Origin of the sequence: Paenibacillus wynnii (genome assembly GCF_000757885.1) — a bacterium.
GTDB lineage: Bacteria > Bacillota > Bacilli > Paenibacillales > Paenibacillaceae > Paenibacillus_AQ > Paenibacillus_AQ wynnii.
The window spans coordinates 293,127-318,331 of the sequence record NZ_JQCR01000001.1 but is presented as its reverse complement, the minus strand read 5'-3'; the positions used below and the strand labels follow the sequence as shown (position 1 = coordinate 318,331).

General features: G+C 47.2%; 17 protein-coding genes. 13 read left to right on the top strand and 4 right to left on the bottom strand.

The genetic code is table 11. The features are described from left to right. Positions 1-45: 45 nt before the first annotated feature. The 9 genes from galA to PWYN_RS01505 all read left to right on the top strand — a co-directional run bounded on the left by galA (position 46) and on the right by PWYN_RS01505 (position 16,890). Positions 46-2,412, top strand: coding sequence for a beta-galactosidase GalA (gene galA / locus PWYN_RS01545; protein WP_036647677.1), 2,367 nt, complete (start codon positions 46-48; stop codon positions 2,410-2,412). A 127-nt stretch (positions 2,413-2,539) separates the two neighbouring features. Continuing rightward, positions 2,540-4,282 carry a sensor histidine kinase gene (locus PWYN_RS01540; RefSeq protein WP_036647675.1) on the top strand — a complete coding sequence of 581 codons (1,743 nt, stop codon included), beginning with the start codon at positions 2,540-2,542 and terminating at the stop codon, positions 4,280-4,282. Between the two features lie 36 nt (positions 4,283-4,318). Then, positions 4,319-5,890 carry a response regulator gene (locus tag PWYN_RS01535; RefSeq protein ID WP_036647672.1) on the top strand — a complete coding sequence of 524 codons (1,572 nt, stop codon included), beginning with the start codon at positions 4,319-4,321 and terminating at the stop codon, positions 5,888-5,890. A 185-nt stretch (positions 5,891-6,075) separates the two neighbouring features. Next, positions 6,076-7,002, top strand: coding sequence for an ABC transporter permease (locus tag PWYN_RS01530; RefSeq protein ID WP_052087678.1), 927 nt, complete (start codon positions 6,076-6,078; stop codon positions 7,000-7,002). A 17-nt stretch (positions 7,003-7,019) separates the two neighbouring features. After that, positions 7,020-7,949: a carbohydrate ABC transporter permease gene (locus PWYN_RS01525; RefSeq protein WP_084146553.1), complete on the top strand. Its 930-nt coding sequence runs from the start codon at positions 7,020-7,022 to the stop codon at positions 7,947-7,949. 66 nt (positions 7,950-8,015) lie between these two features. Beyond that, the gene (locus tag PWYN_RS01520; protein ID WP_036647670.1) at positions 8,016-9,596 is read left to right on the top strand and encodes an extracellular solute-binding protein; all 1,581 of its coding nucleotides are present in this window, start codon (positions 8,016-8,018) and stop codon (positions 9,594-9,596) included. 487 nt (positions 9,597-10,083) lie between these two features. Then, entirely contained in the window at positions 10,084-13,749 is a 3,666-nt protein-coding gene (locus PWYN_RS01515; RefSeq protein ID WP_052087677.1) for a glycosyl hydrolase 53 family protein, read from the top strand. 82 nt (positions 13,750-13,831) lie between these two features. Continuing rightward, positions 13,832-16,210: a beta-galactosidase gene (locus PWYN_RS01510; protein WP_052087676.1), complete on the top strand. Its 2,379-nt coding sequence runs from the start codon at positions 13,832-13,834 to the stop codon at positions 16,208-16,210. A gap of 179 nt (positions 16,211-16,389) precedes the next feature. Next, complete coding sequence (locus PWYN_RS01505) at positions 16,390-16,890, top strand: DUF3189 family protein (protein ID WP_036647669.1); 501 nt, start codon at positions 16,390-16,392, stop codon at positions 16,888-16,890. A 223-nt stretch (positions 16,891-17,113) separates the two neighbouring features. On the opposite strand, the gene PWYN_RS01500 is transcribed toward PWYN_RS01505, so the two are convergent. Next, entirely contained in the window at positions 17,114-18,058 is a 945-nt protein-coding gene (locus tag PWYN_RS01500; RefSeq protein ID WP_084146552.1) for a helix-turn-helix transcriptional regulator, read from the bottom strand. A 162-nt stretch (positions 18,059-18,220) separates the two neighbouring features. Here PWYN_RS01500 and PWYN_RS01495 point away from each other — a divergent pair, with 162 nt between their 5' ends. Beyond that, positions 18,221-19,612, top strand: a complete 1,392-nt coding sequence (locus PWYN_RS01495; protein WP_036647666.1) for a family 4 glycosyl hydrolase — start codon at positions 18,221-18,223, stop codon at positions 19,610-19,612. Positions 19,613-19,715: 103 nt separating this feature from the next. On the opposite strand, the gene PWYN_RS01490 is transcribed toward PWYN_RS01495, so the two are convergent. Continuing rightward, complete coding sequence (locus PWYN_RS01490; RefSeq protein WP_036647664.1) at positions 19,716-20,684, bottom strand: LacI family DNA-binding transcriptional regulator; 969 nt, start codon at positions 20,682-20,684, stop codon at positions 19,716-19,718. A gap of 113 nt (positions 20,685-20,797) precedes the next feature. On the opposite strand from PWYN_RS01490, the gene PWYN_RS01485 reads away from it, so the two are divergent. Then, the gene (locus PWYN_RS01485; RefSeq protein ID WP_036647662.1) at positions 20,798-22,213 is read left to right on the top strand and encodes a glycoside hydrolase family 1 protein; all 1,416 of its coding nucleotides are present in this window, start codon (positions 20,798-20,800) and stop codon (positions 22,211-22,213) included. Between the two features lie 64 nt (positions 22,214-22,277). On the opposite strand, the gene sleB is transcribed toward PWYN_RS01485, so the two are convergent. Beyond that, on the bottom strand, positions 22,278-22,865 hold the full coding sequence (gene sleB, locus PWYN_RS01480) for a spore cortex-lytic enzyme (RefSeq protein WP_240479664.1): 588 nt from the start codon (positions 22,863-22,865) through the stop codon (positions 22,278-22,280). A 247-nt stretch (positions 22,866-23,112) separates the two neighbouring features. Between sleB and PWYN_RS01475 the strand changes: the two genes are divergently transcribed. Next, entirely contained in the window at positions 23,113-23,307 is a 195-nt protein-coding gene (locus tag PWYN_RS01475; RefSeq protein ID WP_036647658.1) for a DUF2933 domain-containing protein, read from the top strand. An 88-nt stretch (positions 23,308-23,395) separates the two neighbouring features. Here the strand turns inward: PWYN_RS01475 and PWYN_RS30530 are convergent, their stop codons facing one another. Continuing rightward, positions 23,396-23,596: a helix-turn-helix domain-containing protein gene (locus PWYN_RS30530; RefSeq protein WP_205622726.1), complete on the bottom strand. Its 201-nt coding sequence runs from the start codon at positions 23,594-23,596 to the stop codon at positions 23,396-23,398. A gap of 80 nt (positions 23,597-23,676) precedes the next feature. Here PWYN_RS30530 and PWYN_RS01470 point away from each other — a divergent pair, with 80 nt between their 5' ends. Next, complete coding sequence (locus PWYN_RS01470) at positions 23,677-25,107, top strand: UDP-N-acetylmuramoyl-L-alanyl-D-glutamate--2,6-diaminopimelate ligase (RefSeq protein ID WP_036647656.1); 1,431 nt, start codon at positions 23,677-23,679, stop codon at positions 25,105-25,107. The last annotated feature ends 98 nt before the right edge of the window (positions 25,108-25,205 follow it).

The window sequence follows — 25,205 nt, the reverse complement described above, 5'->3', positions numbered from 1 at the left end:
CTAATTTATAATATGGAATATAGTTCAGTAAGGAGGCGGCGCAGGGTGAGGTTTGAAACAGCGAGAAACAAAAGGTTGTTTGATGAGAACTGGAGCTTTTACAAAGGAGATATCCGCATTCCCCATGCAGTCAAGGCTGGAATGACGGGCGGTATTACCGACTGCGGTTCTATCCGCGAGGGGGAATGGCTAGAGATCGCTTTTAACGATAAAGGGATGGGCAAGGAGCAACTGGAATGGGCTTCTCTTTCTCTGCCGCATGACTGGTGTGTGGAGCAGCAGTATGTTCAGGATGAGTCGCTGGGTTCCAGGGATGGGAGCCACGGTTATTTGCCTGGCGGAATCGGCTTTTATCGCAAAAGCTTTGAGCTGCCGGCAGAGGCAGCCGGCCGCAAGTGGTCGGTGACCTTCGACGGAGTCTCCGGAACCAGCACCGTATGGGTTAACGGACATTTGATCGGCGAGAATCGGGGAGGATATATCGGATTTGCTTATGACCTGTCGGATGTGCTCCGTTATGGGGATGAAGGCCGGAATGTCATTCTTGTTAAAGTAGACGCGACGGAATGTGAAGGCTGGTGGTATGAGGGGTGCGGTATTTACCGCCATGTCTGGCTGGAAGAGACAGACCTCCTGCACGTAGTCGAGTACGGAACGTATATTACGACACCGGAAGCCACGACACAGCAGGCATTGGTGCATATCCATACCCGTATCCACAATGATTACACAGAGAGCAGATCGGTATCCCTGCTGACGGAGATCTATAATGGAGCCGGAGTACAGATCTGTGCCAAGTCGGTACAAGCCTATGCCGATTGGTACGGTGAAACGGAGCTTGAGCAGATGTTCCAGGTGGACCAGCCGACATTGTGGTCTCCAGATTCACCTTATCTCTATAAGGCGGTATCCATCTTGGAGTATAACGGTGCGGAGGTAGACCGGTATGAGACGGTTTTCGGCATCCGCAGCATTCGCTTCGATGCGGATGAGGGTTTTTTCCTGAACGAAGAACCGCTGATTATCAAAGGCACCTGCAATCATCAGGATTTCGCCGGAGTGGGTGTGGCGCTGCCGAACAGTCTGATTGAATACAAGTTGAGACTGCTGAAGGAGATGGGGGCCAATGCCTACCGCAGTGCGCACCATCCGCCGACCCCCGAGCTTCTGGATATCTGCGACCGGATCGGAATGTTGGTCATGGACGAGAACCGCAAGCTTGACAGCAGCCCAAATGGCTTATCCCAGCTGAAGCGGATGATCCTCCGGGACCGCAATCATCCGTCGGTGATCATCTGGAATCTGGAGAATGAAGAGGTGCTCGAAGGAACCGTAACGGGGGCCCGCATTTTGAAGACCCTCGCGGATACGACCCGGAAGATAGATCCGACACGGCCGACCTCTGCAGCGATGAATCACGGCTGGAACGAGAACGGCTACAATGATGTTGTTGATATCACGGGCTACAATTACGGGCACCGGGATCATCTGGATATCAGGGACCATGAGCAATATCCTGACCGTCTGATGATTGGCAGTGAATGTGCCAGCTATACGGTGACTCGGGGAACCTATGAGGATGATCCCGTACGAGGCTACTGTTCCGAATACGGCACGAACATTCCCTCATGGGGCTGCAACCCGCAACAGGCGTGGAGCGATATGGTGAATCACCGTTTTTTGACGGGAGTCTTCATGTGGACCGGCTTCGATTACCGCGGAGAGCCGACTCCTTATCAGTGGCCTTGTGTGAACTCGCATTTTGGGCTGATGGATACCTGCGGCTTCCCCAAAGACAGTTATTACTACATGCAGGCGGTCTGGAAGGACGAGCCGATGGTTCATCTGCTGCCGCACTGGAATTGGCCCGGGTCAGAAGGCAAGCGGATTGAGGTCCGAGTGTTCTCTAACACAGAAACGGTAGAGCTGATTCTGAATGGGAGAAGCCTGGGGCAGCAGGCGGTCGACCGGACCGGGTATTTGTCTTGGGAAGTCATTTATGAGCCGGGAGAAATAAAAGCAATAGGCAGACGCGGCGGACTGACGGTTGCCGAGAAAGCGGCAGTTACCGCAGGCCAACCGGTTCAGATCCGCTTGTACCCGGACCGGCTGGCGGCGAGTGCGGACGGTTCGGATACAATTCCGGTCCGGGTTGCCGTGCTGGACGGGCAGGGACATGTCGTTCCGACGGCTGATAATGAAATCCGCTTTGAGGTGGTAGGCGCCGGTCAGCTTCTCGGCGTAGGTAACGGCAACCCGAGCAGCCATGAGCCGGATAAGGCTGAGGTGCGCCGGGTGTTTAACGGCTGGTGCCTGGCGCTGATTCAGGCTTCCGCTGAAGCGGGTACAATTACAGTGAGAGCCGTATCTACGGGCCTTGCCGCGGCAGAAGTGGTGCTATCAAACCTCTGAAGCAGCTATATAAGCGAGGGGCTTAGCGCCGGAATAGATTCCGGCGCTTTTGCTGCGGCCTATTTATTTTTGGACAGGGGAACGATAATATAGACATACCGAAATTCACACAGAGGATGTATCGCTAATGATGCCTAAACTGAAGAAATACATGCCCTTTACCTACAAAATGATGATTCCCTACCTGCTGCTGGTGCTGCTGACCGATGTATTCATCGGCTACATCTCCTATTCCATGCTGACCGATTCCCGGACAGAAATGGCCGAGTCGAATATCCGAACGGGAATGGAGCAGGCAAGGAACAATATTCGCTACCAGATGGATGAGATTCAGCGTATGTCGGACAACCTGTTCGGGAGCCAGCCTTTTCAGCACGCGCTTGAACTGAAGGGGACGCCGTTTGAAATTTATCTGGTTATGCTCGATGAGATTGTTCCCCAGATTACCGCGCCGCTGCAGTTGTTCGGAAACAAAATACGCTTCATGCTCTATACCCCGAATAGTGACCTCAATATTATTTCCGGGGATAATCTGGATGAGCCGATTATTGACAGCGATTATTACATTTTGCCTTTTACGGACATCGAAGGCAGCGAGTGGTACAAGTCCCTCAAGGATTCGAAACGGGACAATCTCTGGCTGCAGATTGATACGGACCAGAAGCTGGGCAATATTTCTCATGTCCGCAGATTGGTTAATTTCAGTGATTACAAAACGGTGATCGGCTATGTGCGCATCACTGTGTCCTTGGAGGATTTGTTCGGCGGTTTTGACACTTTTCCCATAGAGGAGGGGATTGCAGTCAGGCTAGTGGAAGAGAACACTGGGAACATCTTATTCCGGCGGGGCATGGCGAATTATGAGGATGGGGGCAAGAATTTTCTCAGTCTGCATGTAAAAATCCCTAACAGTAATTACGTGATTGAATCCCTGGTACCCGATACGTATTTGACGAAGGATGCCGGCAGGCTGCGCCGCGTGATCTTTGCAGCATGTGCGCTCAGCTTCCTGGTAATGACCACGATCGGATATCTGGTTGCAAGGCTTTCGGGGCGGAAAATGAGCCGTATCGTAGGACTTGTCCGTTCTTTTCAGGAGGGGAACTTCCAGAAACGGATACGCTTCTCCGGCAATGATGAATTTGTGCAGATTGCGGATTCGTTTAATGTAATGGCCACTAACATCCAGGAGCTCATTAACAGCGTCTATGTGCAGGGGATTCAGAAGAAACAAGCCGAGCTGGAAGCGCTGCAGGCGCAGATTAATCCGCATTTTTTGTATAATACGCTCTCAACGATAAGCAGTCTGGCAAATCTAGGAGAAATCAGCAAGGTCACAGAGATGGTGCAGGGACTCTCGCGATTTTACCGGCTGACCCTAAACCAGGGCAATGTATATATCGAACTGCAGAAGGAACTGGAGCAGGTCGCTACCTATCTTGATATCCAGCGGGTCAAATATGCGGATTCGTTCAAGGTCTATGTCGATGTGGAACCGGAGATTATGCAGATGCAGGTGATCAAGCTGGTTCTGCAACCTTTTGTGGAGAATGTCTTCAAGCACGCTTGGTTCGGCGAGACCATCATTATCCGCTTGACGGGCCGACGGGTGGGCAACAATATTGAGCTAAAAGTCATCGATAATGGGATTGGCATGCGTCCCGAAACCATCCGAAATATGATGAAAGGGCCGAGTCAGGCCGGTGGCTATGGCGTTAAGAACGTGAATGAGCGAATCAAGCTCAGATATGGAGACGCCTACGGGGTCACTATCGCCAGCATTTTTGGTGGGGGCACAACCGTTCAGCTTCTGCTTCCTGCCGGGCTTCAAGCCGGTGAAGAGGGGGAAGAAGGACCTGCTCCAATGTAAGGATGTGATTCACAAACACAGGAGGTTCTTTTTCATATGAGCATCAATGTATTGCTGGTGGATGATGAAGCGGTCGATCTGGAGTGGCTGCGGCGCAGAGTACTGGCTAGCGGATTGGATATAACAGTAGTAGGAACTGTGAGCAGCGGCTTCAATGCGCTTAAGGTCATGGAAGAAGAACGGGTGGATATTATTTTATCCGACATAAGGATGCCGATCATGACCGGAACCGAATTTGCGCGCAGGGCTAAGGTTGTGAATCCCAAGACCAAGATTGTGTTCATCAGCGGTCATGAGGATTTCAGTTACGCCAAAGAGGCTATTGAGATCAACGCTTCGGGGTATTTGCTGAAGCCCGTTGAGGATAAGGATTTGTATGAGATGCTGGGTTCACTATGTGCCAAAATGGAACAGGAGAGAGAGCAGGATCGTTCCTACATCGAAGCGCTATCTCTTGTGAACAAGGAGCTTCTGCTGCGCTGGTTCGAGGAAGGAAGGACTGATCCCGCAGAGCCGCATCTGCGAAGCCATCTGACTTCGCTGTTACAGAAGGGCTCTGCGGCTGCGATTGTGGAAATCGATGACCTGGAATGGAAAATGCGCGATTTGCCTGAAGAGGAAGTGCGCAATCGGACACGGCAAATTACTGATATGATTAAAGCCTTTGTGGAAGAGGCCAAGCTGGGCACGCTCATTGCTGTTCAACATACCCGTTTTGTCATTCTGGCTGCTCTCTCGCAGGAGAATTTCCTGCATCAATTGGAGGAGCTTGTCGGGAAAGTAGCAGAGAAGTCACCATATACAGTGACTGTAGGTGTCGGCCGTTACGCACAGGAGGAGACTGGTCTGCATGAATCCTACCAGCAGGCGCAGGCTGCGCTCAGTGCCAAGTGGCTGCTGGGCAAGAACCGCCTGATCCGTGATACAACGGAATCGTTGCCACGAGGAACACCGGGGGCGTTCCTTGAACAAACCGTTGACCGGCTGCTGGAGGCTATTATCCAGTATGATCTGGTGGCGATTGACGATCATCTGCTGGAGCTGTTCACGAAGGATCTGCCGGCTGCCGGCAAAAAGGACGTCTACGGGCTGATTATCCGTATCACCTCCAAGCTCCATGCGGATCTACAGCAGCAGAACGAGAATCTGTATGAGCTCTTGCAGTGGGAATCGCATCAGCCGGATATCCTATTCCAGTTCGAGACCGTTCACGACATCTTGTCATGGTTGAGAAGGCGATTCTTTGAGTTGTCGGAGCAGCTATACGTGAAGAGACAGCGCCAGAAGCGAAAACTGATTGATGAGATCATGCGTTATGTGGAAGAGAATCTGGAGAAGAAAATTACCTTGAAAGAGGTTGCCGTACATTTCGACTTTACACCTAATTACCTGGGCTATCTGTTCAAGGAAGAATACGGGCTGCCATTTAGCGAATATGTTAATGAGCGCAAGACGAACCGTGTGACCGAGCTGTTGAGCGATCCGACCCTTAAGATCTATGAAATCGCCGATCGCATGGGCTACAAGAACATCATATATTTCAACCGTCAATTTAAGCAGATAACAGGCATGACGCCCGGAGAGTACCGCAAAAAGAATAAAATATAGCTATTTATCGTGTTGCCCCGGTCGATTTCAGACCGTGGGCGATTTTTTTTAATAAAAGAATATGATGTGTTTTAAACGATCGTTGCAAAAGTATTAGTTATAGTTGTTAGGCTTAATCCCCTCCAGGTGAACCCTTCTTTATAATAAAGTTATAGAGAAGTAGTGACATGGAAAGGGGATTCAAGATGAAACTGAAACAACATGGATTCTGGGATGATGTCAAGAAGTATAGATCTTTGCTCCTGATGCTAACTCCTGCGGTATTGTTTTTCCTGTTGTTCGCTTACGTGCCCATGGCGGGCATTGTACTGGCGTTTAAGCAATTCAATTACAGCGGGGGGATATTCGGCAGTCCATGGAATGGACTGGACAACTTCAAGTTCTTCTTTGGTTCCGGTGACGCCTGGCGCGTAACACGAAATACGGCGCTGTATAATATTGCTTTTATCGTTGTGAACAACGTCCTTCAAATTTTTGCGGCAATTATGCTCTTCGAGGTTGCAGGTAAATGGTTCCGGAAGCTGACTCAAACCGTACTGTTCCTGCCCTACTTTATTTCCTGGGTTGTGGTTGGAGCCATTGCCTATAACCTGTTCAACTTCGACGTAGGTACCATTAACGTAATGCTGAAGGGGCTCGGCATGGAGCCGGTAGATATTTACAATACATCTGCTTACTGGCCGATCATCCTCGTGGTTGTATCCGCCTGGAAGACACTGGGCTACGGGTCGATCATGTATCTGGCTGCAATTACAAGTATTGATACCGAGATGTATGAGGCGGCCGAGATTGACGGGGCGAATATCTTCCAGCGTATTATGAAGATTACGATCCCAAACCTGATGCCTACAGTAATTATTCTGGTCCTGCTGGCCATCGGAAATATCTTCCGCGGAGATTTCGGAATGTTCTACAACATGGTCGGCAACAACGGCTTGCTGTTCTCGTCTACCGACGTTATTGACACATTCGTATTCCGTTCGTTGACCACTTCGAATGAAATTGGTATGTCTGCTGCGGCCGGCTTCTATCAATCTCTGCTAGGCTTTGTGACCATCATGCTCGCTAACTATGCGGTACGTAAATATGATAAAGATCGTGCTCTATTCTAGGAAAAGGAGGTACTGCCATGAGTTCAACTACTGCAAATATCCAAACCACGAAGGTGCGCCGCAAGCGTGGAAACACGGACCGGCTGGTGCTGTCGATAATCGGATATTTTACACTTACGGTGCTTGCCGTATTCTGCATCATTCCCTTCATTTTGGTGGTGTCCTCCTCTCTGAGCGAGGAGAGCACCATTATCGAGAAAGGGTTCCAGCTCATCCCTTCGAACTTTTCGATGGAAGCCTACAGCTTGCTGTTCAAATTTCCGGCGGATATGCTCAGGGCTTACAGTGTGACGATTTCCGTTACGTTAATCGGCACCGTGGTAGGATTGTTTCTGACTTCCATGACGGCTTACGTGTTGTCCCGGAGAGATTTTAAATGGCGCGGCCGCTTCTCGTTCTTTTTCTTCTTCACTACCTTGTTCAGCGGGGGTCTGGTCCCTTGGTATCTGATGATCATCAACTACCTGCACCTGAAAGACACGTTATTGGTGCTGATTCTGCCAATGCTGATGAATGTGTTCTATATTATCGTCATGAAGTCATTCATGAGCAGCATTCCGGATGCGATAACGGAATCCGCAAAGATTGACGGAGCAGGTGACTTCCGGATCTTCATGCAACTGATTGTGCCTTTGTCCAAGCCTGCTCTGGCTACCATCGGCCTGTTCATTGCTTTAGCCTACTGGAATGACTGGTATAATGCATTGCTCTTTATTTCCAAGTCCGAGCTCATGCCGCTTCAGTACTATCTGTACAAAATGCTTGGCAATATGGATGGCATGCGCAAGGCAATGATGGCTTCGGGTGCGGTTGTAACTACCAATATACCTACCGAAAGCCTGAAGATGGCAATGACGGTTGTAGCTACAGGGCCAATCCTGCTTGCTTATCCGTTCATTCAGAAATACTTTGTGCAAGGCTTGACGATCGGCGCAGTCAAGGGATAATCTCAGGTCAACCTGGTTATCAATATATAACCCAACCAACTATTCGATTAGGGGGAAACATCGGTCATGACAAAGAAGAAAAAGAAACTAACGGCTACGCTGGCAATGGTGATGATGCTCGGGACAATTCTCAGTGCATGCGGAGGCGGAAACAACTCGAATACAGCTGCGGAAGCCACGAATAACGGAGCAACCGCTACAGAAGGAGCAGCCACGAATGCTGGCGCACCCGACACTTCCAAAGAAGTCAAACTTAAAATGCTGCTCGTAGGCAGTAAGCCTGCCGATTACGACAAGGTGTTCGGCGAGCTGAATACCAAGTTGAAGGAAAAAATTAATGCTACAGTGGAAGCGGAATTCCTCGACTGGTCGGACTGGACACAGAAGTACCCGCTGAAATTTGCAGCCAATGAGGATTTCGACCTTGTGTATACTGCGAACTGGGCCTTCTATAACGATCAGGCGCTCAAAGGCGGATTCATGGAGCTGACCGATGATATGTTGTCCAAGTATATGCCGCAAACTTGGGAAGCCATGCCTAAAGTGAACTGGGATCAAGCAAAAGTGGATGGCAAGCTCTTCATGGTTCCGAACAACAATGTTGAGGTTACCGACAAGGTTGTGTTGTACCGTGAAGACCTACGCAAGAAATACAATCTTCCAGAAATTAATAGTCGTGAATCCTATGCTAATTACTTAAAAGCGGTTGCTAAGGATGAAAAAGGTATGACTGCTTACGGGGCTAAACCTGCCGATGGCTGGAAATTTCATGAGCTAGACCAAACCCTGCTGGAGCAGAATAACAACTTTAACCTGGTGGATGCCAACCTGCTGCCGCTGGCTTACAAGCTGGACGATGCAAGTGGAAAAGTATTCAACATTTACGACACTCCTGAATTCAAGCAACTGCTTACGTACTACAAGGATCTTGCAGACAACGGCGTATGGTCCAAAAACGTAGTCAGCAACAAAAATGATGTATGGCAGGATATTAAAGCAGGTAAAGTTTCCTCTTATGCCCATAACTTGGGTACTGTAGCGTTTGACCTCGCCGAAATGCGCCGTGACAAGCCGGATGTGGAGCTGGGAATTGCAGACCTCACTCCGGACAAGAAGAAAATTGCCGCCATCTCGACCCAGAATGGTATATCTATCCATGCAACCTCGAAGAACGCGGAACGTTCCCTGATGTTGATAGATCTATTGCAGAATGATAAAGAAATTCACGACTTGACCATGTACGGCATTGCCGGAACCCACTACACTCCTGTAGGTGATGATAAGTTCAGTGCAGGGCCTGCGGCTGGGAATTACACTGGATTCTCGAACTGGGGCTGGAACTCCCCGCTGAACCGTAAAGACTCTGCTTATCCTGTAGAAGCTGACAACATGTTCAATAGCTGGCAGTCCAATATTTTCCACTTTCCACTGGAGACCTTTGTCTTTGACACAGCTGCGGTGAAGAACGAAGTGGCGAATATCGGAAACGTAATGCTGCGTTATGCGATTCCGCTGGAATACGGTTTGATTGCTGATATTGACAAAGGCCAGGCAGAGCTGATCAAACAGCTCAAAGCGGCTGGTATAGACAAGGTTCAGACTGAAATGCAGACTCAAATTGACGCCTTCCTGGCTGCAAATAAATAATAGGTAACAGCTTCCGGGCTGCTCCAAAGCTATGCTTTGGAGCAGCTTTTTTTTACGCGAAAAGAGTGGCTGAATATAGCGTTTTAAATCTTAATGCAGGGATTGCCTCAATGGCTAGTAGGATGATGTTCGGGAATGGTGGGCTTTTGCCGTTAGGACTAAGGATTAAACTTTTTTATTTCAAATCGTAGATTTAGTATTACTTTTAGTTGTTTGCCTTTATTATCGGGCTCCTGAATTCTTTATATAATGAGTACACACAAAGAGTTACGACAGGAGAGAATCATTGAACCTACACGGATTTGGGGGGTGGCATACATAATAACAATACGCTAATGCTGACGCTGACGCCGGCTTTTAGGGGAGATTATCCATTATGGAGAACAGAAAACAATCTTACTATGATTGGCCTTAATGTCTTTGTGAAAGCGCTTTAAGAAAAAGAAAAAAATCTAAGTTTTACAAAATTAACTATGGAGGTTGTTATATGAAAAACAGAAAGAGAGTTCTTGCAATCATTCTTACATTTGTAATGATTCTATCCATAACATCATTCGGTATACCTACAAAGGCAAAAGCTTCATCTGCTCCTGGCTCATTCGCCAAAGGCGCGGATGTCGGTTGGCTGCTGCAATTGGAAGCTAAAGGTCAAAAATTTTATAACGATGCTGGGGAAGAGCAGGATCTTCTACAGATTTTAAAGGATCATGGAGTGGATTCCATAAGAATTAGGGCATGGGTGAATCCCTCAGATGACCCTTCCAATGGTCATAACAGTACACCAGAAGCAGTTGCTTTAGCAAAACGCGCAAGCAATCTCGGTTTTCGGATCATGATGGATTTGCACTACAGCGATTCTTGGGCGGATCCGGGAACGCAGACGACACCTGCTGCATGGAAAAACGATACTATTGAACAATTGAAAGCTCATGTATCGGAATACACTGCTGGAGTGATGAATGCTTTAGAAGATGCAGGAGTAACACCGGAGTGGGTACAAATAGGAAATGAAATCAATTCTGGAATGATGTGGCCAGTAGGGAACTATAGCAATACTTCCAATCTCGTTCAACTCATTCAAGCCGGCTCGGCTGCAGCCAAATCGGTGTTTCCAGACATCAAGGTTATCATCCATAGATCAAGTGGAGCTGAAGCGGGCGTTGATTCGTATTATGCCGGTCTCGTAGCTGCCGGTCTCCAAGATAGCGATTACGATATCATAGGCTTGTCCTATTATCCGGATATCATCTATACTTCCACCATTGATGCTTTAAGTGAGAATTTAAACAAACTGGCAGAGAAATATGGGAAGGAAGTTATGATTGTTGAAGTGGGCGGGGATGCTTCGATCGATGTGGATAGCGTTTATAACATGCTTGTAGCCGTTCAAAATAAACTGCACGCCGTTGCAAACAGTATGGGTACTGGTATATTTTACTGGGAACCTGAAGGAATCTTGTTTGGATATCCCTTGTCTGTATGGAACCTAGATGGCTCACCGACATTCGCTATGGATGCATTCATTGATGGCGCTGCCGAAATCAACCCGAATCCTGTTGTATCGGTGGCTCTTGATAAGTATACGGATACGATTGAGGTGGGGAGCACGGGTAAGTTAACGGCCATCTTAAATCCCGCAAATGCAACCTATAAAGGAGTTAGCTATACGAGTTCTGATCCCGGAATTGTAAAATCAGACCCTTATACTGGGATTATTGCCGGAATTTCCGTCGGGACTGCAACCGTAACGGCTGTTACCTATGATGGAGGTTTTACTGCCTCTAGCGAAGTTACCGTAGTACCTAGTTCAAGTTTGATTCAGAACCCTGGTTTTGAGGATGGTTTGAATTCGTGGACCATTACAGGGGATGCAAGCGCAATTGAAATAACGGATGACAACCACTCCGGTGCAGTGACATTACACTACTATAGTGCGAATTCTGCGGAGTTCACTGCTTCTCAAACGATCATGGGGCTTGAAAATGGGACTTATACATTGTCCGCTTGGGTCTCCGGTGGAGGCGGCGAAGATGTGGTGGAGATTTTTGCCGGAAGTGCCACTCAGAGCTTTACCAATACAGGCTGGAGAAAATGGAGCAAACCCGTACTGGATAATATTGAAGTTACAGAAGGAACGCTAACCGTAGGTGCCCATTATAAACTTTCCGGTGGGCAGTGGGGGAACATTGACGAATTCCAACTGACCAAGAAAGATACCACCCAATTAGCAGATTTAAAAGTGAATGATGTTTCGGTTCCGGGCTTTAATCCAATCATTCAGGACTATGATGTGGTTCTGCCATATGGAACGACTACCCTGCCTTCAGTTACGGCAACAACAGGCGGCGGAGTGGCAGTAATTACACAAGCAACTACTTTATCTGGCAGCGCAATGGTTGTTGTAACAAGTGGGGGTACAAGAACGTACACCATTCATTTCACTGTGGACCCGAACCCCGTTATGAACTACAGTTTTGAAAAAGCCAATGGGGGGGGTACTCCTGAAGGTTGGACCCTTTCTGATTCTACGCCTTTTGCAGCGGATTCCGCCGCATATACAGGTTCAAAGTCGCTTGGATATTGGAAGGAAACGGCCTATACATTTGAAGCATTCCAGACGATTACCGGCTTGTCGAATGGAACCTACATTTTGTCGGCATGGTCGCAAGGCGCTGGCAAAGAAGTGAAGAATCAGATGTACGCAGTAAGCGGTGATCAGGCTTCATTAACTTCTAGCTTTGCTAATAAGGGCTGGAATGTATGGAACCAAGCAACGATTGAAAATATTAAGGTCATTGACGGAACGCTGAAAATAGGGGTTAATCTGGACGCGGAGGCTGGTGACTGGGGTTCTTATGACGACTTTGTTCTAGTTAAAACCAGTGACGCCCCAGTTACGCAAGTTTCCCCAACTACTCCTTCTGGTAGCAGTACCGGGGAAATGAATACTCCAAAAACAGAGCCGATTATTCTTATCACTGGCAATACTACGTTATATAGCGTTGTTATCAAGGCCACAAAGGATACGGTAACAAATGTAACCACTGCCAAGCTTGAATCAAGCGTGATCACTGACCTGATCCAAAAGGCCAAAGAATCCGAAGTCGCCGGACAAAAAGTAGTGATCGATATCAAGATTGAATCTGCAGCAGATGTAAAATCTGTTCATTTAATAATTCAGAAGGAAGCTCTCAAAACGTTAGTAGACTCTACAAAAGCAGAATTAAGAGTGGATGCAGGTATTGCTGCGATCACCTTTGATCCAAAAGCAGTAGCTGCCATTGGGAGTACAGCAGCGGACATGATAAGCATCACGAAACTTGCTAAATCCGACTTGCCAGAAACTGTTCAGAACAAAATAGGGGACAGATCGGTATATGATTTCTCTGTAACAGCAGGTAATGCTGAAATCACAGAATTCAACGGAGGAACGGTAAAGATTAGCGTGCCTTATACTCCAGAGACGGGTGAAAAGAAGAATTCCATTGTTGTATATTACATCGACAAAGCAGGAAACCTCAAGGCGGTTAGGGGAGGTTACGATGCGGCAACAGGTAAAGTTAACTTTCAGACCACCCATTTCTCAAATTATGCCATAGGTTATAACGAAGTGAAGTTCAATGATGTTACTTCAGAAAACTGGTATAGCGATGCCGTTAGCTATTTGGCGGCAAGAGGGATTGCGAATGGCGTTGGCGGAAGTACATTTGCACCAGACAAAAAGGTGACACGGGCTGACTTCCTGATGATGGTTATGAATGCTTACGGGATCGAGACAGATGCTGGAATAACCGATAATTTCTCGGATGCAGGGAATAAGTACTATACAAAGTACTTGGCTACAGCAAAGAAATTAGGATTGGTTTCCGGTTTGGGCGGCAATCATTATTCACCGGAAGCAACCATAAGCCGACAAGATATGTCTATGATTCTATACAACATTCGAGAGCAACTGGATGAGCTACCAACCGCTATAAACGGTAAGGACTATGAAAGCTTTGTGGATACAGCTGCCGTAGCCGTCTATGCAAAAGATGCAATGAAGGTATTAGTGGAAGCGGGATTGATCAAGGGAAATGGCAAAGAGCTGGATCCTAAGGCTACTGCTACCCGAGCTCAAGTGGCACAGATCGTATACAATTGTATTAAATAAGCCGACAGAACCGAAAAGCCCGCTCCACGGCAAAAGATATTCGCCGTGGGAGCGGGCTTTATGAATGAGAGGAGTGTCTACTATGGAATATGCTATTAATGCCCGGATTTCCCCTAAATTGATCTATCCGTCAACTCTTCGGCTGGGCGGCAGTAATCCGAAGGGAATACAAATATCTTTTACAAATTATTACATGGAGCTCGGAGGAAAGCCGTTTATCGCGATCTGCGGCGAATTTCATTACTCGCGTTATCCGGAATCGGATTGGGAAACGGAACTTGCAAAGATGAAAATGTCAGGAATTAATGTCATCGCCACCTACATCTTCTGGAACCATCATGAAGAGACAGAAGGCCTATTCGACTGGCAGGGATCGCGTGATCTGCGGAAATTCACGGAACTATGCGGGCGACACGGACTCCATGTCATCCTTCGGATGGGTCCATTCTGTCATGGAGAAGTACGAAACGGCGGTTTACCGGACTGGCTGTTCGGCAGACCGTTCGATGTCCGCTCAAACGATGAGGGGTACTTGAAATATGTTCGTCGGTTATATGAGGAAATCGGTAGACAAGCGAACGATCTGATGTTCCAAGACGGCGGACCTGTAATCGGAATTCAGCTTGAGAATGAGTTCAATGCTGCTGCAGCTCTGTGGGAGTTGACTGCCAAGCAGGGAGATGAATACCTAAGCGGAGGCAGCGGAGGCGAGGAACACATGCGACTGCTCAAAGAGTTGGCAGTGGATGTCGGCTTGGTGGCCCCAATCTATACGAGTACGGGATGGGGGCAGGCACCTGTGCTCGAAGACGAGGTCTTACCCCTCTATGGTGGATACGCCTATACGCCATGGAGCATCAGTGCAGACAATCCCACACAGAGACCTACGAACGAATATGTCTTTGTCAGCTATCACGACGATGAAGCGGAGACTGGTGAGTTTCAGCCGGCGTATCGCAAAACGAAATACCCGTTTGCGTGCTGCGAAATGGGTGGCGGAATGCAGACATGGTATTTATCTAGGTTTCAAGTGGAACCGGTGAGCGTTCTGGCGATGAGCCTGGTCAAGATCGCCGGCGGATGTAACTTCCTAGGTTATTATATGTTTCACGGAGGCACCAATCCAGTCGGGAAAACCGGTTATTTAAATGAAAGTACGACACCGAGGATCACCTACGACTTTCAGGCTCCGATCGGAGAATTTGGACAAATTCGGTCCTCCAACCATCTGCTTCGGCCTCTTCACTATTTCCTGCAGCGGTTCGGACCACGGCTGGCCCCGATGGCTACGGTGCTCCCAGAAGGGGCGGAGTCCATCCATTCGGAGGATATCGAACCTTTACGCTACGCTGTTCGTACTGACGGCAATTCGGGATATGTATTTATTAATAATTATCAGGACCATGTGGAGATGAAATCACATGAGAATGTATGCTTTAAGGTAACCACTGAAAGAGGTACACTCACGTTCCCGAGGAAGAATCTGCTCACTGTGCGACGGAATGCTGCTATGATGCTGCCGTTTCATTTCGATTTGGACGGATTGAATTTACGGTATGCAACGGCGCAGCCCGTAACGATGGTCGAATCGGCGGATGCGGTGACATATTTCTTCGCTTTGCCGGAAGGTGTGGACGGGGAGCTGGCATTCGATCTGGAAGATCAGGACCGTATTTCTGTCGATGACGGCGGGATTGAACGGGGAGAGGATGGTACTGCCATTGCTACAGTCCCGCAAAACACCTCCGTCTTGATTCACATCACTCGTGAGCAAAAGCGGGCGGTGCAGCTGTACGTCATGACGGCAGAGGAAGCCAGTACACTTTGGGAGGCTGAAATCGCCGGAAAGCGGCGTATTCTATTCTCCGAAGTGCCACTGGCTGTGACAGAAAAGGGCCTTGATTTCTTCATAGATGGAAAAGACGAATTTACCTTCCGGGAGTACTACTATGAAGAATCTCTGCCGGGATGGATATCGGATGCAGACGAGTACAAGGCGTCCATGGAACTGGATGGCTTGTTCCGCAGGTATCATGTCCAAATCCCGTGTATACAGATTCCTTTGCATATCGATCGAGTGCACGACCACAAAGTGGTTATAAACATTGACCCTGAAGTGCTACAGGTAGTGGAGGATGTCCTGCTGAGCATCGATTACACAGGAAATGTTGGTTATGCATTCTCGGGTGGAAAGCTACTTCACGATCATTTCCATAACGGAGCTCCATGGGAAATGGGCTTGAACCGATTTAGGGAACAGATCCAGAATGGTGAGATTGTATTGGAAACCACACCGCTACGTAAAGGAACTTTAACTGTTGATGCCGATGCCGTTATGGCAGTGGAGCAGTATTTTACCGGAGAACAACAGGCCGTATTCCACCAGATCACCGCTGAACCGGTACGCCGAATTACACTGATTGCCGGACATGTGCAGAAAGTAGGTTTCGAAATCTTATAACCCACATCAGTCCTGATCATCAAGGAAGCCTTGAGATATCAGGGCTTTTTTATATATATATCTCGCATCATACTAAATCTCTTACATCAAGAATCACTCTGTTTTTGGTGAATATGAAATTATGAATCGGGAAAACTAATAAGATTAATCTAAACTTATGAAATGGGAAGGTATATAATATGATTTTTATATATAACGATTTCGGGGGTACTCATACTACGGCAATGGCTGCTGCCTATCATCTCAAAAAGTTAGATGAGAATCGCGAACCAACAACGGATGAAATATTACATTCTCACAATTACAACAAGCTGACCTATAAGGATAGGGGGAAGTTGTACTTCCACGGATTAGATGAAGAAGGAAATAAAGTCTATACAGTGGGTAGAGGCAGATCAAAAATACTTGTCCCAGGATTGTACAATTTAATCGAAATGCTTCAAAAGGAGAATGTTCTACACGAAAAAATAATTCTATCCAATACTTCCCCTACAGTGCCTTTTTCCATGACTATCGGCGGGTTACTTTCCCGTTGGCTGAAAATAGACTTCATTGGTGTTCCTTTGTTAGTATTCGGGTCAAAACAAACTTATAAAAACATCGTACAAGTAGTACATACAACAAAAAACACAGCAAAAAACTCGACTGAAAAGTTGGTTATGCTCGATAATAAAAATTAAAAAGCTGATCATTGACAGTATTAGCTGTAGAGACAGCTTTCTATTTAAGAAGCCTTTTGGAAGTAGACGGGAACAAGACATCACCAAAGACATGTCTAAGCCTGTTATGCGGAAGAAGAGGCTTCTTTTTTGCTGGGCGGTGTCTTTCGGAAGAATTGATAGATAGTGAAAAAAAAGGATTCATTGCTATTGCGACGAAGGAGCATTCATCCCAAAGATAACCTCACTCGCGCTCGGGTGGCTGTCCTAATTTATCGGATGCTTTACGTGAAACAACCCGCTTAGTCTTTTTCCCGCCTCTTCCATCCGGTCGGTCCAGCATTCGGTAAGCTCTGGGAGTTAGGCCCGACAGCCGTTTGAACATTTTGCCGAAATGAGAAATGTTGTCGAAGCCGGCGAGTTCGGACACGAGGGTGACGCTGTAGTCTGTTTCGCGCAGCAGCCGCTCCGCTTCCTTCACCCGGGTGATGTTGACATATTCAGCGAAGCCGAAGCCGGTGACCTCCTTGAACACCCGGCTTAGGTGGCTCTTGCTTATGAAGAACTGACGGGCCAGGTCATTCAGCTCAAGTGGTTCGTTGAAATGCAGATTGATGTGACGGACAATGTCCGAAATTTTCCGCTGAACGGGAGTCGGCTCATAGTCAGGAAGAGCACCTCGCTTACAGAAACTGCGAGCCGTGAACAGCAGCAGTTCCCCTGCCATATGGTGGATGTGAAGCCAGTAGCCGGGAGGCTGCTCGTTCAGCTCTGTGAGCAGGGAGGCTAATAAATCTTCCACCTGCATCCGCTCCTGCAGGTTAAGACTCATTAGTGGATTGCCTTGGGAGAAGGGAGCCAGAAGCAGCTCCCGTTCCTCCGGCGAGTACCCGTCGAAATAGGACGGCGTGAAATAGAGGACGACTCGTTCATGGTTGGCAACGCCCAAGTCAGAGGTCTTATGCACCGCGTTAGAATCGATCAGCACCAGATCTCCGGGATGTACATGATAGGCGCTGTCCTTGATAAAGTAATTGCGTTCGCCGTTAAATAAATAGTAAATTTCATAATCGCTGTGGTAATGGTTGGTTGCCATGGAGAAATGGCCCGTTCTCCGGTCGAATTCGACGTGGAACGGGTCTTTATTTTCACCAAAGCGAAGTAAGTTCGGAAGGTGCGGGAGCGACATCGGAATACTCCTTTCGAGCCCATTTATTTTTTGACTTAACTATAGCAAAAAAAGCGGCATTAATGGGAAATAAGCGTTTATATGCGGAGAAAAAAACTATTATTTTGATAATCTGTGTATATGAAATGAATCTCTATACACAAACTCTAGGAGGAACTGAACATGATCAAGAACGGAAATCGTATAGAGGAACTGCAAATTGCTTATATCGGAGGCGGTTCACGCGGATGGGCCTGGGGATTGATGAGCGATCTGGCACTGAGCCCTGAATTGTCCGGTACAGTCAAGCTGTATGATATCGATAAGGAGGCAGCCCGGCGGAATGAGATCATTGGAAATCGGTTGACCTTGCTCCCCGAATCGCAAGGAGAGTGGCGTTATGAAGCCGTGGACACCTTGGAGGAGGCTCTCCGCGGCGCCGATTTCGTCATCATCTCGATCGTGCCGGGGACCTTTGATGAAATGGCTTCCGATGTGCATACACCGGAGAAGTATGGAATCTATCAATCGGTTGGCGATACTGTGGGCCCTGGCGGAATGATTCGTGCCCTTCGGGTTATCCCGATCTATGTCCAGATTGCGGAAGCGATCAAGTCCTTCTGTCCTGAAGCATGGGTGATCAACTATACGAATCCGATGACTCTGTGCACGAGAACGCTGTACGAGGTATTCCCGGAAGTAAAGGCCTTTGGATGTTGCCATGAGGTGTTTGAGGTGCAAAAGCTTCTTGCGGATATGCTGGCAGACTTAAAGGGTATTACCGGGATTCGTCGAGATGAGATCAAAACGAATGTGCTCGGTATCAACCATTTCACCTGGATCGACCGGGCGGAGTACGACGGAAAGGATCTGCTGCCGCTTTATAAGGAATTTGCCCAAAAATACTATAAGGAGGGCTTTACGAAGCAGAAAAAGGAGCATTGGATGAATCAGTACTTCGACTCGGCTCATCGCGTCAAATTTGACTTGTTCCTTCGGTATGGAATTATCGCGGCAGCCGGTGATCGTCATTTGGCCGAATTCTGCGGTAAAGCGTATTTAGGGTCGCCAGAGGATATTGCGTACTGGAAGTTTAACCTGACACCGATTTCCTGGCGAAAGGAGAACCGGATTCGGCTGATGGAGCAATCGGAACGGATGGTCAATGGAGACGAGCCGTTAAAGCTGAAAGGTTCGGGCGAGGAGGGCGTGCTCCAGATCAAAGCGCTACTAGGCCTCGGAGATCTGGTTACCAATGTGAATATTCCGAATATTGGTCAAATGAGCGGCTTCCCGCTGGACTCAGTAGTAGAAACCAATGCCGTGCTGTCGCAAAACCGGATCACACCGGTTGCTGCCGGCCGCTTGCCCGCAGAGGTCGAATCGCTGGTTCTGCGCCATGTCGCGAATCAGGAGACTACGCTGCAGGCGGGCCTGCACCAAGATACGAATCTCGCCTTCCGGGCCTTCTCGGCCGATCCGCTCGTGTCCATCGGCGTCCGGGACGCCAGAGATTTAATGCAGGAGATGCTGCTGAACACCAAGGAATACTTGCCCGGTTGGGAACTAGGGTAAATCCGGTAGGAGTTAAATTGGGAATATACCTATGACATACAACAGCCCAGACATGTTCCTCTGGTCCAAATGTAAGTCCAATTAGATCGATCATTCATCGCCACTACGTTGTCTCCCGTTTCACCAGACTGAACGACAGCGGTTGAAGCTCCATGTTCCGCCCTAGCAGCGCTGGAGCCATTAGAAGAAAAGCGTTCTCCGCCTGCCCCGCAATCGGATTCCGAACGGTCGTGATTCCGAGGGTCCGAGACAACTCTGAATTGTCGAAACCGATGATTGCCAGATCTCTGGGCACGTCTATTCGCTGCCTGCGCGCTTCGCTGAGAACGCCCGCTGCCACCAAATCATTGGAGCACAGAATTGCATCCGGCCGGTCTGTTTCGCCCATCAGGGACTGCATCAACTGCTCTCCGTCAACGATTCTATAAATAGAAGAGTAATACCATTTCTCGATCACGGGAAGATTGTTGTTAGCCATGATTTGCTCATAGGCCAGCCGTCTGCTCCGAGTGTTGATGCTGCTGGGGCGGCCGAAGGCATTAGCGATACGCGTATAGCCCTTCTCAATCAAATGCTCCATAGCGAGGGCATATCCGTCATATTGATTCATGGCAACAGACGGTATATCCGGATGATCCATGCGCTGCCACGACACGATCGGCCCGTATTTACAGTAGGAAGAGATGACATTCTTATCGTTCACCGAGGTCAGAATGAGCAGGGCGTCGACTCTTTTTCTTTTGAGATCCTCGAGGGCCTGAAGCTCCTTTTCCTTATCTCCGCCAGTGGTATAAATAATGGTCTGAAACCCGTGCCGGCCGGAAATTTCTACGAATCCGTTCATAAAGCGCAGGATAAGCTCGTTGAGGTCCATGGTAATCATGCCAATTTGCTGGGTTTGGCCTTTGGATAAAGAAATGGCATTCCGATTGGGCACATAGTCCTTCTCCTTCATAATGGCGAGAATCTTCTCACGGGTCTCCGGGCTGACATGAGGGGAGTGATTCAGAACTCGGGACACTGTGGCTTTGGAAAAGCCCGACAGCCTAGCAATTCTGGCAAGAGTGGACATCGGCTTATTCTCCTTTCGCATGAAAATACTTGACGTGTAACGCGTTCCAAGGTTTAGGATACGAGATAGAGCGGTATTTCCTATTTTATCACAACAGCAAAGGCGGGAAGAAAATGAGTTTACAATTTCCGGAAGGCTTTCTATGGGGCGGCGCGGTAGCCGCGAACCAGCTTGAAGGGGCTTACCAAGAAGACGGCAAAGGGTGGTCCACCCAGGATGTCATGCCGCATGGAATTAAGACGTCTCCCACGGAAGTCCCTACCGACGATAATATGAAGTTGATCGGGATCGACTTCTATCATCGTTATAAAGAGGATATCAAGCTGTTTGCGGAAATGGGCTTCAAGGTGTTCCGAACGTCCATTGCCTGGTCTCGGATTTTCCCGAAAGGGGATGAGCTTGAGCCGAATGAACAAGGCCTGCGGTTCTACGATGACCTGTTCGACGAGTGTCATAGATACGGCATCGAACCGCTTGTCACCATCTCCCATTATGAGACGCCGCTGCATCTGGCCAGAGAATACGATGGCTGGGTTAACCGCAAGCTGGTTGATTTTTACGCGCGATATGCGAAGACGATTTTTACCCGTTATAAGAACAAGGTGAAATATTGGCTGACCTTTAACGAGATCAATTCCATTCTGGAATTCCCGTTTATGAGCGGCGGGATCAATACTCCGAAGGAGAAGCTGAGCAAGCAGGATCTGTATCAGGCGATTCACCATGAGTTCGTGGCAAGCGCTCTGGCCGTGAAGATGGGGCATGAGATCAATCCGGACTTCAAAATCGGGTGCATGGTACTCAGTATGCCGATTTATCCGCTCACCCCGCATCCTGACGATCTAATCAAGGCCATGCAAAGTGATCATAAAAATATGTTCTTTGCGGATGTCCATACCAGAGGCTATTACCCGGGTTATATGAAACGTTATTTCAAAGAGAACGGGATTAACATTCATTTCGAACCGGGAGATGAAGAGACCCTGAAGCATACCGTGGATTTCGTATCGTTCAGTTATTATATGAGCACCTGCGAAACGGCCGACCCCGACAAGCAGATTAGAGGGGAAGGTAATCTGCTGGGCGGAGTACCGAATCCGTATCTGGAAGCGAGCGATTGGGGCTGGCAGATCGATCCGCAGGGTTTGCGCTATATCATGAATGCGTTCTACGACCGTTACCAGAAGCCGCTGTTTATCGTGGAAAATGGCCTTGGCGCCGTCGACCGGCTCGTGACGCAAGAGAACGGCGAAAAGACAGTAGAGGACGACTACCGGATTAATTATTTGCAGGATCACTTGGTTCAGGTCGCGGAAGCTGTTGCGGACGGCGTGGAAGTAATGGGGTATACAAGCTGGGGCTGCATCGACCTAGTCAGTGCAACAAGCGCCGAACTAAAGAAACGTTATGGCTTCATCTATGTAGACCGTCATGACGACGGTTCGGGGACGCTTGCGAGAACCCGCAAGAAGTCGTTCCACTGGTACAAAAAAGTGATTGAAACCAACGGGCAGAGCTTGTTCAAATAAAAACTCGAAAAAACCCGAAGGGAAATTCCCTTCGGGTTTTTAAAAGATTTTTGAATCCATGGACTTAACTAGTGAAAATATGTTTCCCTATTTTAAGATTTTGAGGACGGGACCAAATCCACTTGCTAGTCGCTGTATCCGGATTGAAATAATAGAGTGAATTTTGTGTCGGGTCCCATCCGCGAACAGCATCCAGAGCAGCTAAATAAGCAGTCCTGTTGGGAATGAGCCAATACTGGCCATCATCTACAGCCGTAAATGCACCAGGTTGAAACACAACACCTTTTATATGATTTGGAAACAGGTTAGATTGAATCCGGTTCATTACCACAGCACCAACAGCAACCTGCCCCTTATAGGCCTCGCCTCGTGCTTCGCTGTATATGATTTTAGCCAGGATGTCCATTTCGTATATATTTAAGGAATGTTTCTTAAGCAATTCCCAAGTACGAGCTCCTGTGATACCGTCGGGCGATAATCCGTATTTTTTTTGAAATTTAAAAACGGCGGCTTTTGTATGTACACCATAGCTTCCATCTAGAGGCTGAGTATAAAAACCTAGTGTGGATAACCGATATTGGAGATCCCATACATCTCCTGTTTGGCTCCCGGATTTCAGAACAGGTGCAGCACTGACAATAGAGCTTATCATGGTTGTATTTAGTAACAGAAACAATAGCAATATAGCATAAATTTTAAATTTATTCATAGTCCCCTCCTAATAAAGGATTATATAGGGGCTTTTTGGCGTGTACAACAATCACATATTGGAAGTTAATATGATTTCAATCAAAGCTCAATAAGTCCTTGAAATACGCACTCTTTCTACATGGTAATCACACATGATCCTTCTACAATGAAAATATGAAAAGAAAGCAACTTACAGAGGAGGAATACAAATGGATTGGTCTTTGCTGCTATTGTTGATTTGTCCGCTGATGATGGTATATATGATGTTTGGGATGAAAGGAATGCATGGTCGTGGTTCTCATTCCAATCAATCACAAACGGATTGGACCCTTCATCAAGACTATAATGAGCTGAAAGTGCAAAATGAAAGAATGAAACAAGAAATTCTGAATTTGTCCCAATAAATTATCAAAGGGATAGCCCCAGGGCCACTCGGCTTTAGGGCTATCCCTTTTTATAAACGAACTACACTAGTAGGGAGTTCTAAATTTCTTAACCGTCAGGATCTGAGAGAGGGATGTCCCCCGAGATTGTGGGGGAAATGACGAACGGTGTATCACAGTTCTTATGTTGATAGTTCTTTACCGTTCCCTGAGTCAAAAATAATTTTTCGGAAATTTGCTTTGAGTTGTATCCCTCTATAAGCAGCCTTGCAAGGTCAAGTTCTCTTTGCGTAAGCTCGTCATAAACCATGGATAACATCTGAGAGCGTAAATATAACCCTTACATTTTGTGAATACTCTATATTACATAAATTGTAGGAGTGAGTGTAGTTGAAATTATACGCACTATTAGATCACATAGGAACTGGGAAAAATATTCATTTTCCGGATATCGATATTCAGGGGATCTCCATTAACTCGAACACTGTACAGACAGGCGAGATATTTGTTGCTATTCCTGGATTTAAGGTGGATGGGCATAATTTTATTGATAAAGCTATAGAAGCTGGAGTAAGTGTAGTTGTAGGGGAAAAGGATTTAACGAATTTAACAGTTCCCTACATTCAAGTTCCAAGCAGCCGATCAGCTTTAGCTCAAATAGCATGCCTATATTACGGTAATCCTTCACAAAAAAAGACGGTTATCGGCATAACAGGAACTAATGGGAAAACGACAACTTCCTTTATGCTAAAGGCTATACTGGAAGCTTGCGGTCAGACCTGCTCCCTTTTTGGGAGTCTGAATAATGTTGTAAATGGACAAGTATTCTCTACCAAAAACACCACTCCTGACGCTCTCGAATTACAAAGGCAGCTTGCTCTAAGTGAAGATGAGTATGCAATTATTGAAGTTTCTTCCCAAGGCCTAACCCAATACCGAGTAGCAGGAATGCAATTTGACTACTGTTTATTTACCAATTTGGATCGAGATCACCTTGATTACCACCAAGATATGGATGAGTATTTTTCTGTAAAGGCTGGTTTGTTCGATCAACTAAAACCTGAGGGAAAAGCTATAGTAAACCACTATAACCATTGGGGAAAGAAGCTCATACCGCGGCTGAACCTTAGAGATGAGCATATCCTTTTGTTAGGTGATGAAGATAATTATGATTTGAAAGTTAATAGATGTATAACCACTGGTTCTACACAAATTGTGGAAGCCAATCAGACCTATAACTTGAATCTAAAAATACTTGGGTTTCACAATGTTCTTAATGCCTCTATGGCCTTTTTAACAGCTCGACAAATGGGTCTTTCCAGTAGTAGCATCATCAAGGCTTTAGAAATGTTTCCGGGGGTTCCAGGCCGATTTGAAATTTTAAAACACCCCATTGGAGCTATTATCGTCATAGATTATGCGCATACGGCTGAAGCCTTTAATCATTGTTTGCAAACAGCTAAAGAAGCCGGTGCTACACGCGTTTTTCATATTTTTGGATTTCGGGGAAATAGGGACACCGGTAAACGCAGAGAAATGGTTAATGTTTCCCAGGAATTAAGTGATGTGAGTATTCTTACTTTTGATGATTTAGATGGGGTTACATATCATGAAATGGAACAAAGTCTTTACGATTTGAATCCAAAAGGGTTGGTAATTCCTGATCGAACTTTAGCCATCAAGGAAGCATTGGAACAGGTGGATGAAGGGGATTGGGTTTTCATTACAGGAAAAGGTGCTGAAACCTATGAACTCGAATTTCAAATCCCGGCTATATCGGACAAAGCTACAGTACAATATATTTTATCGTTAGAAGAGTAATCATTGCGAAGCGTGTTTGGCTAGAAATTAATGCGGCATACTGTGTCCATTTAGCCTTGGTTCCATTGTACTTCATAGTTTCTACATATTTATTGGGT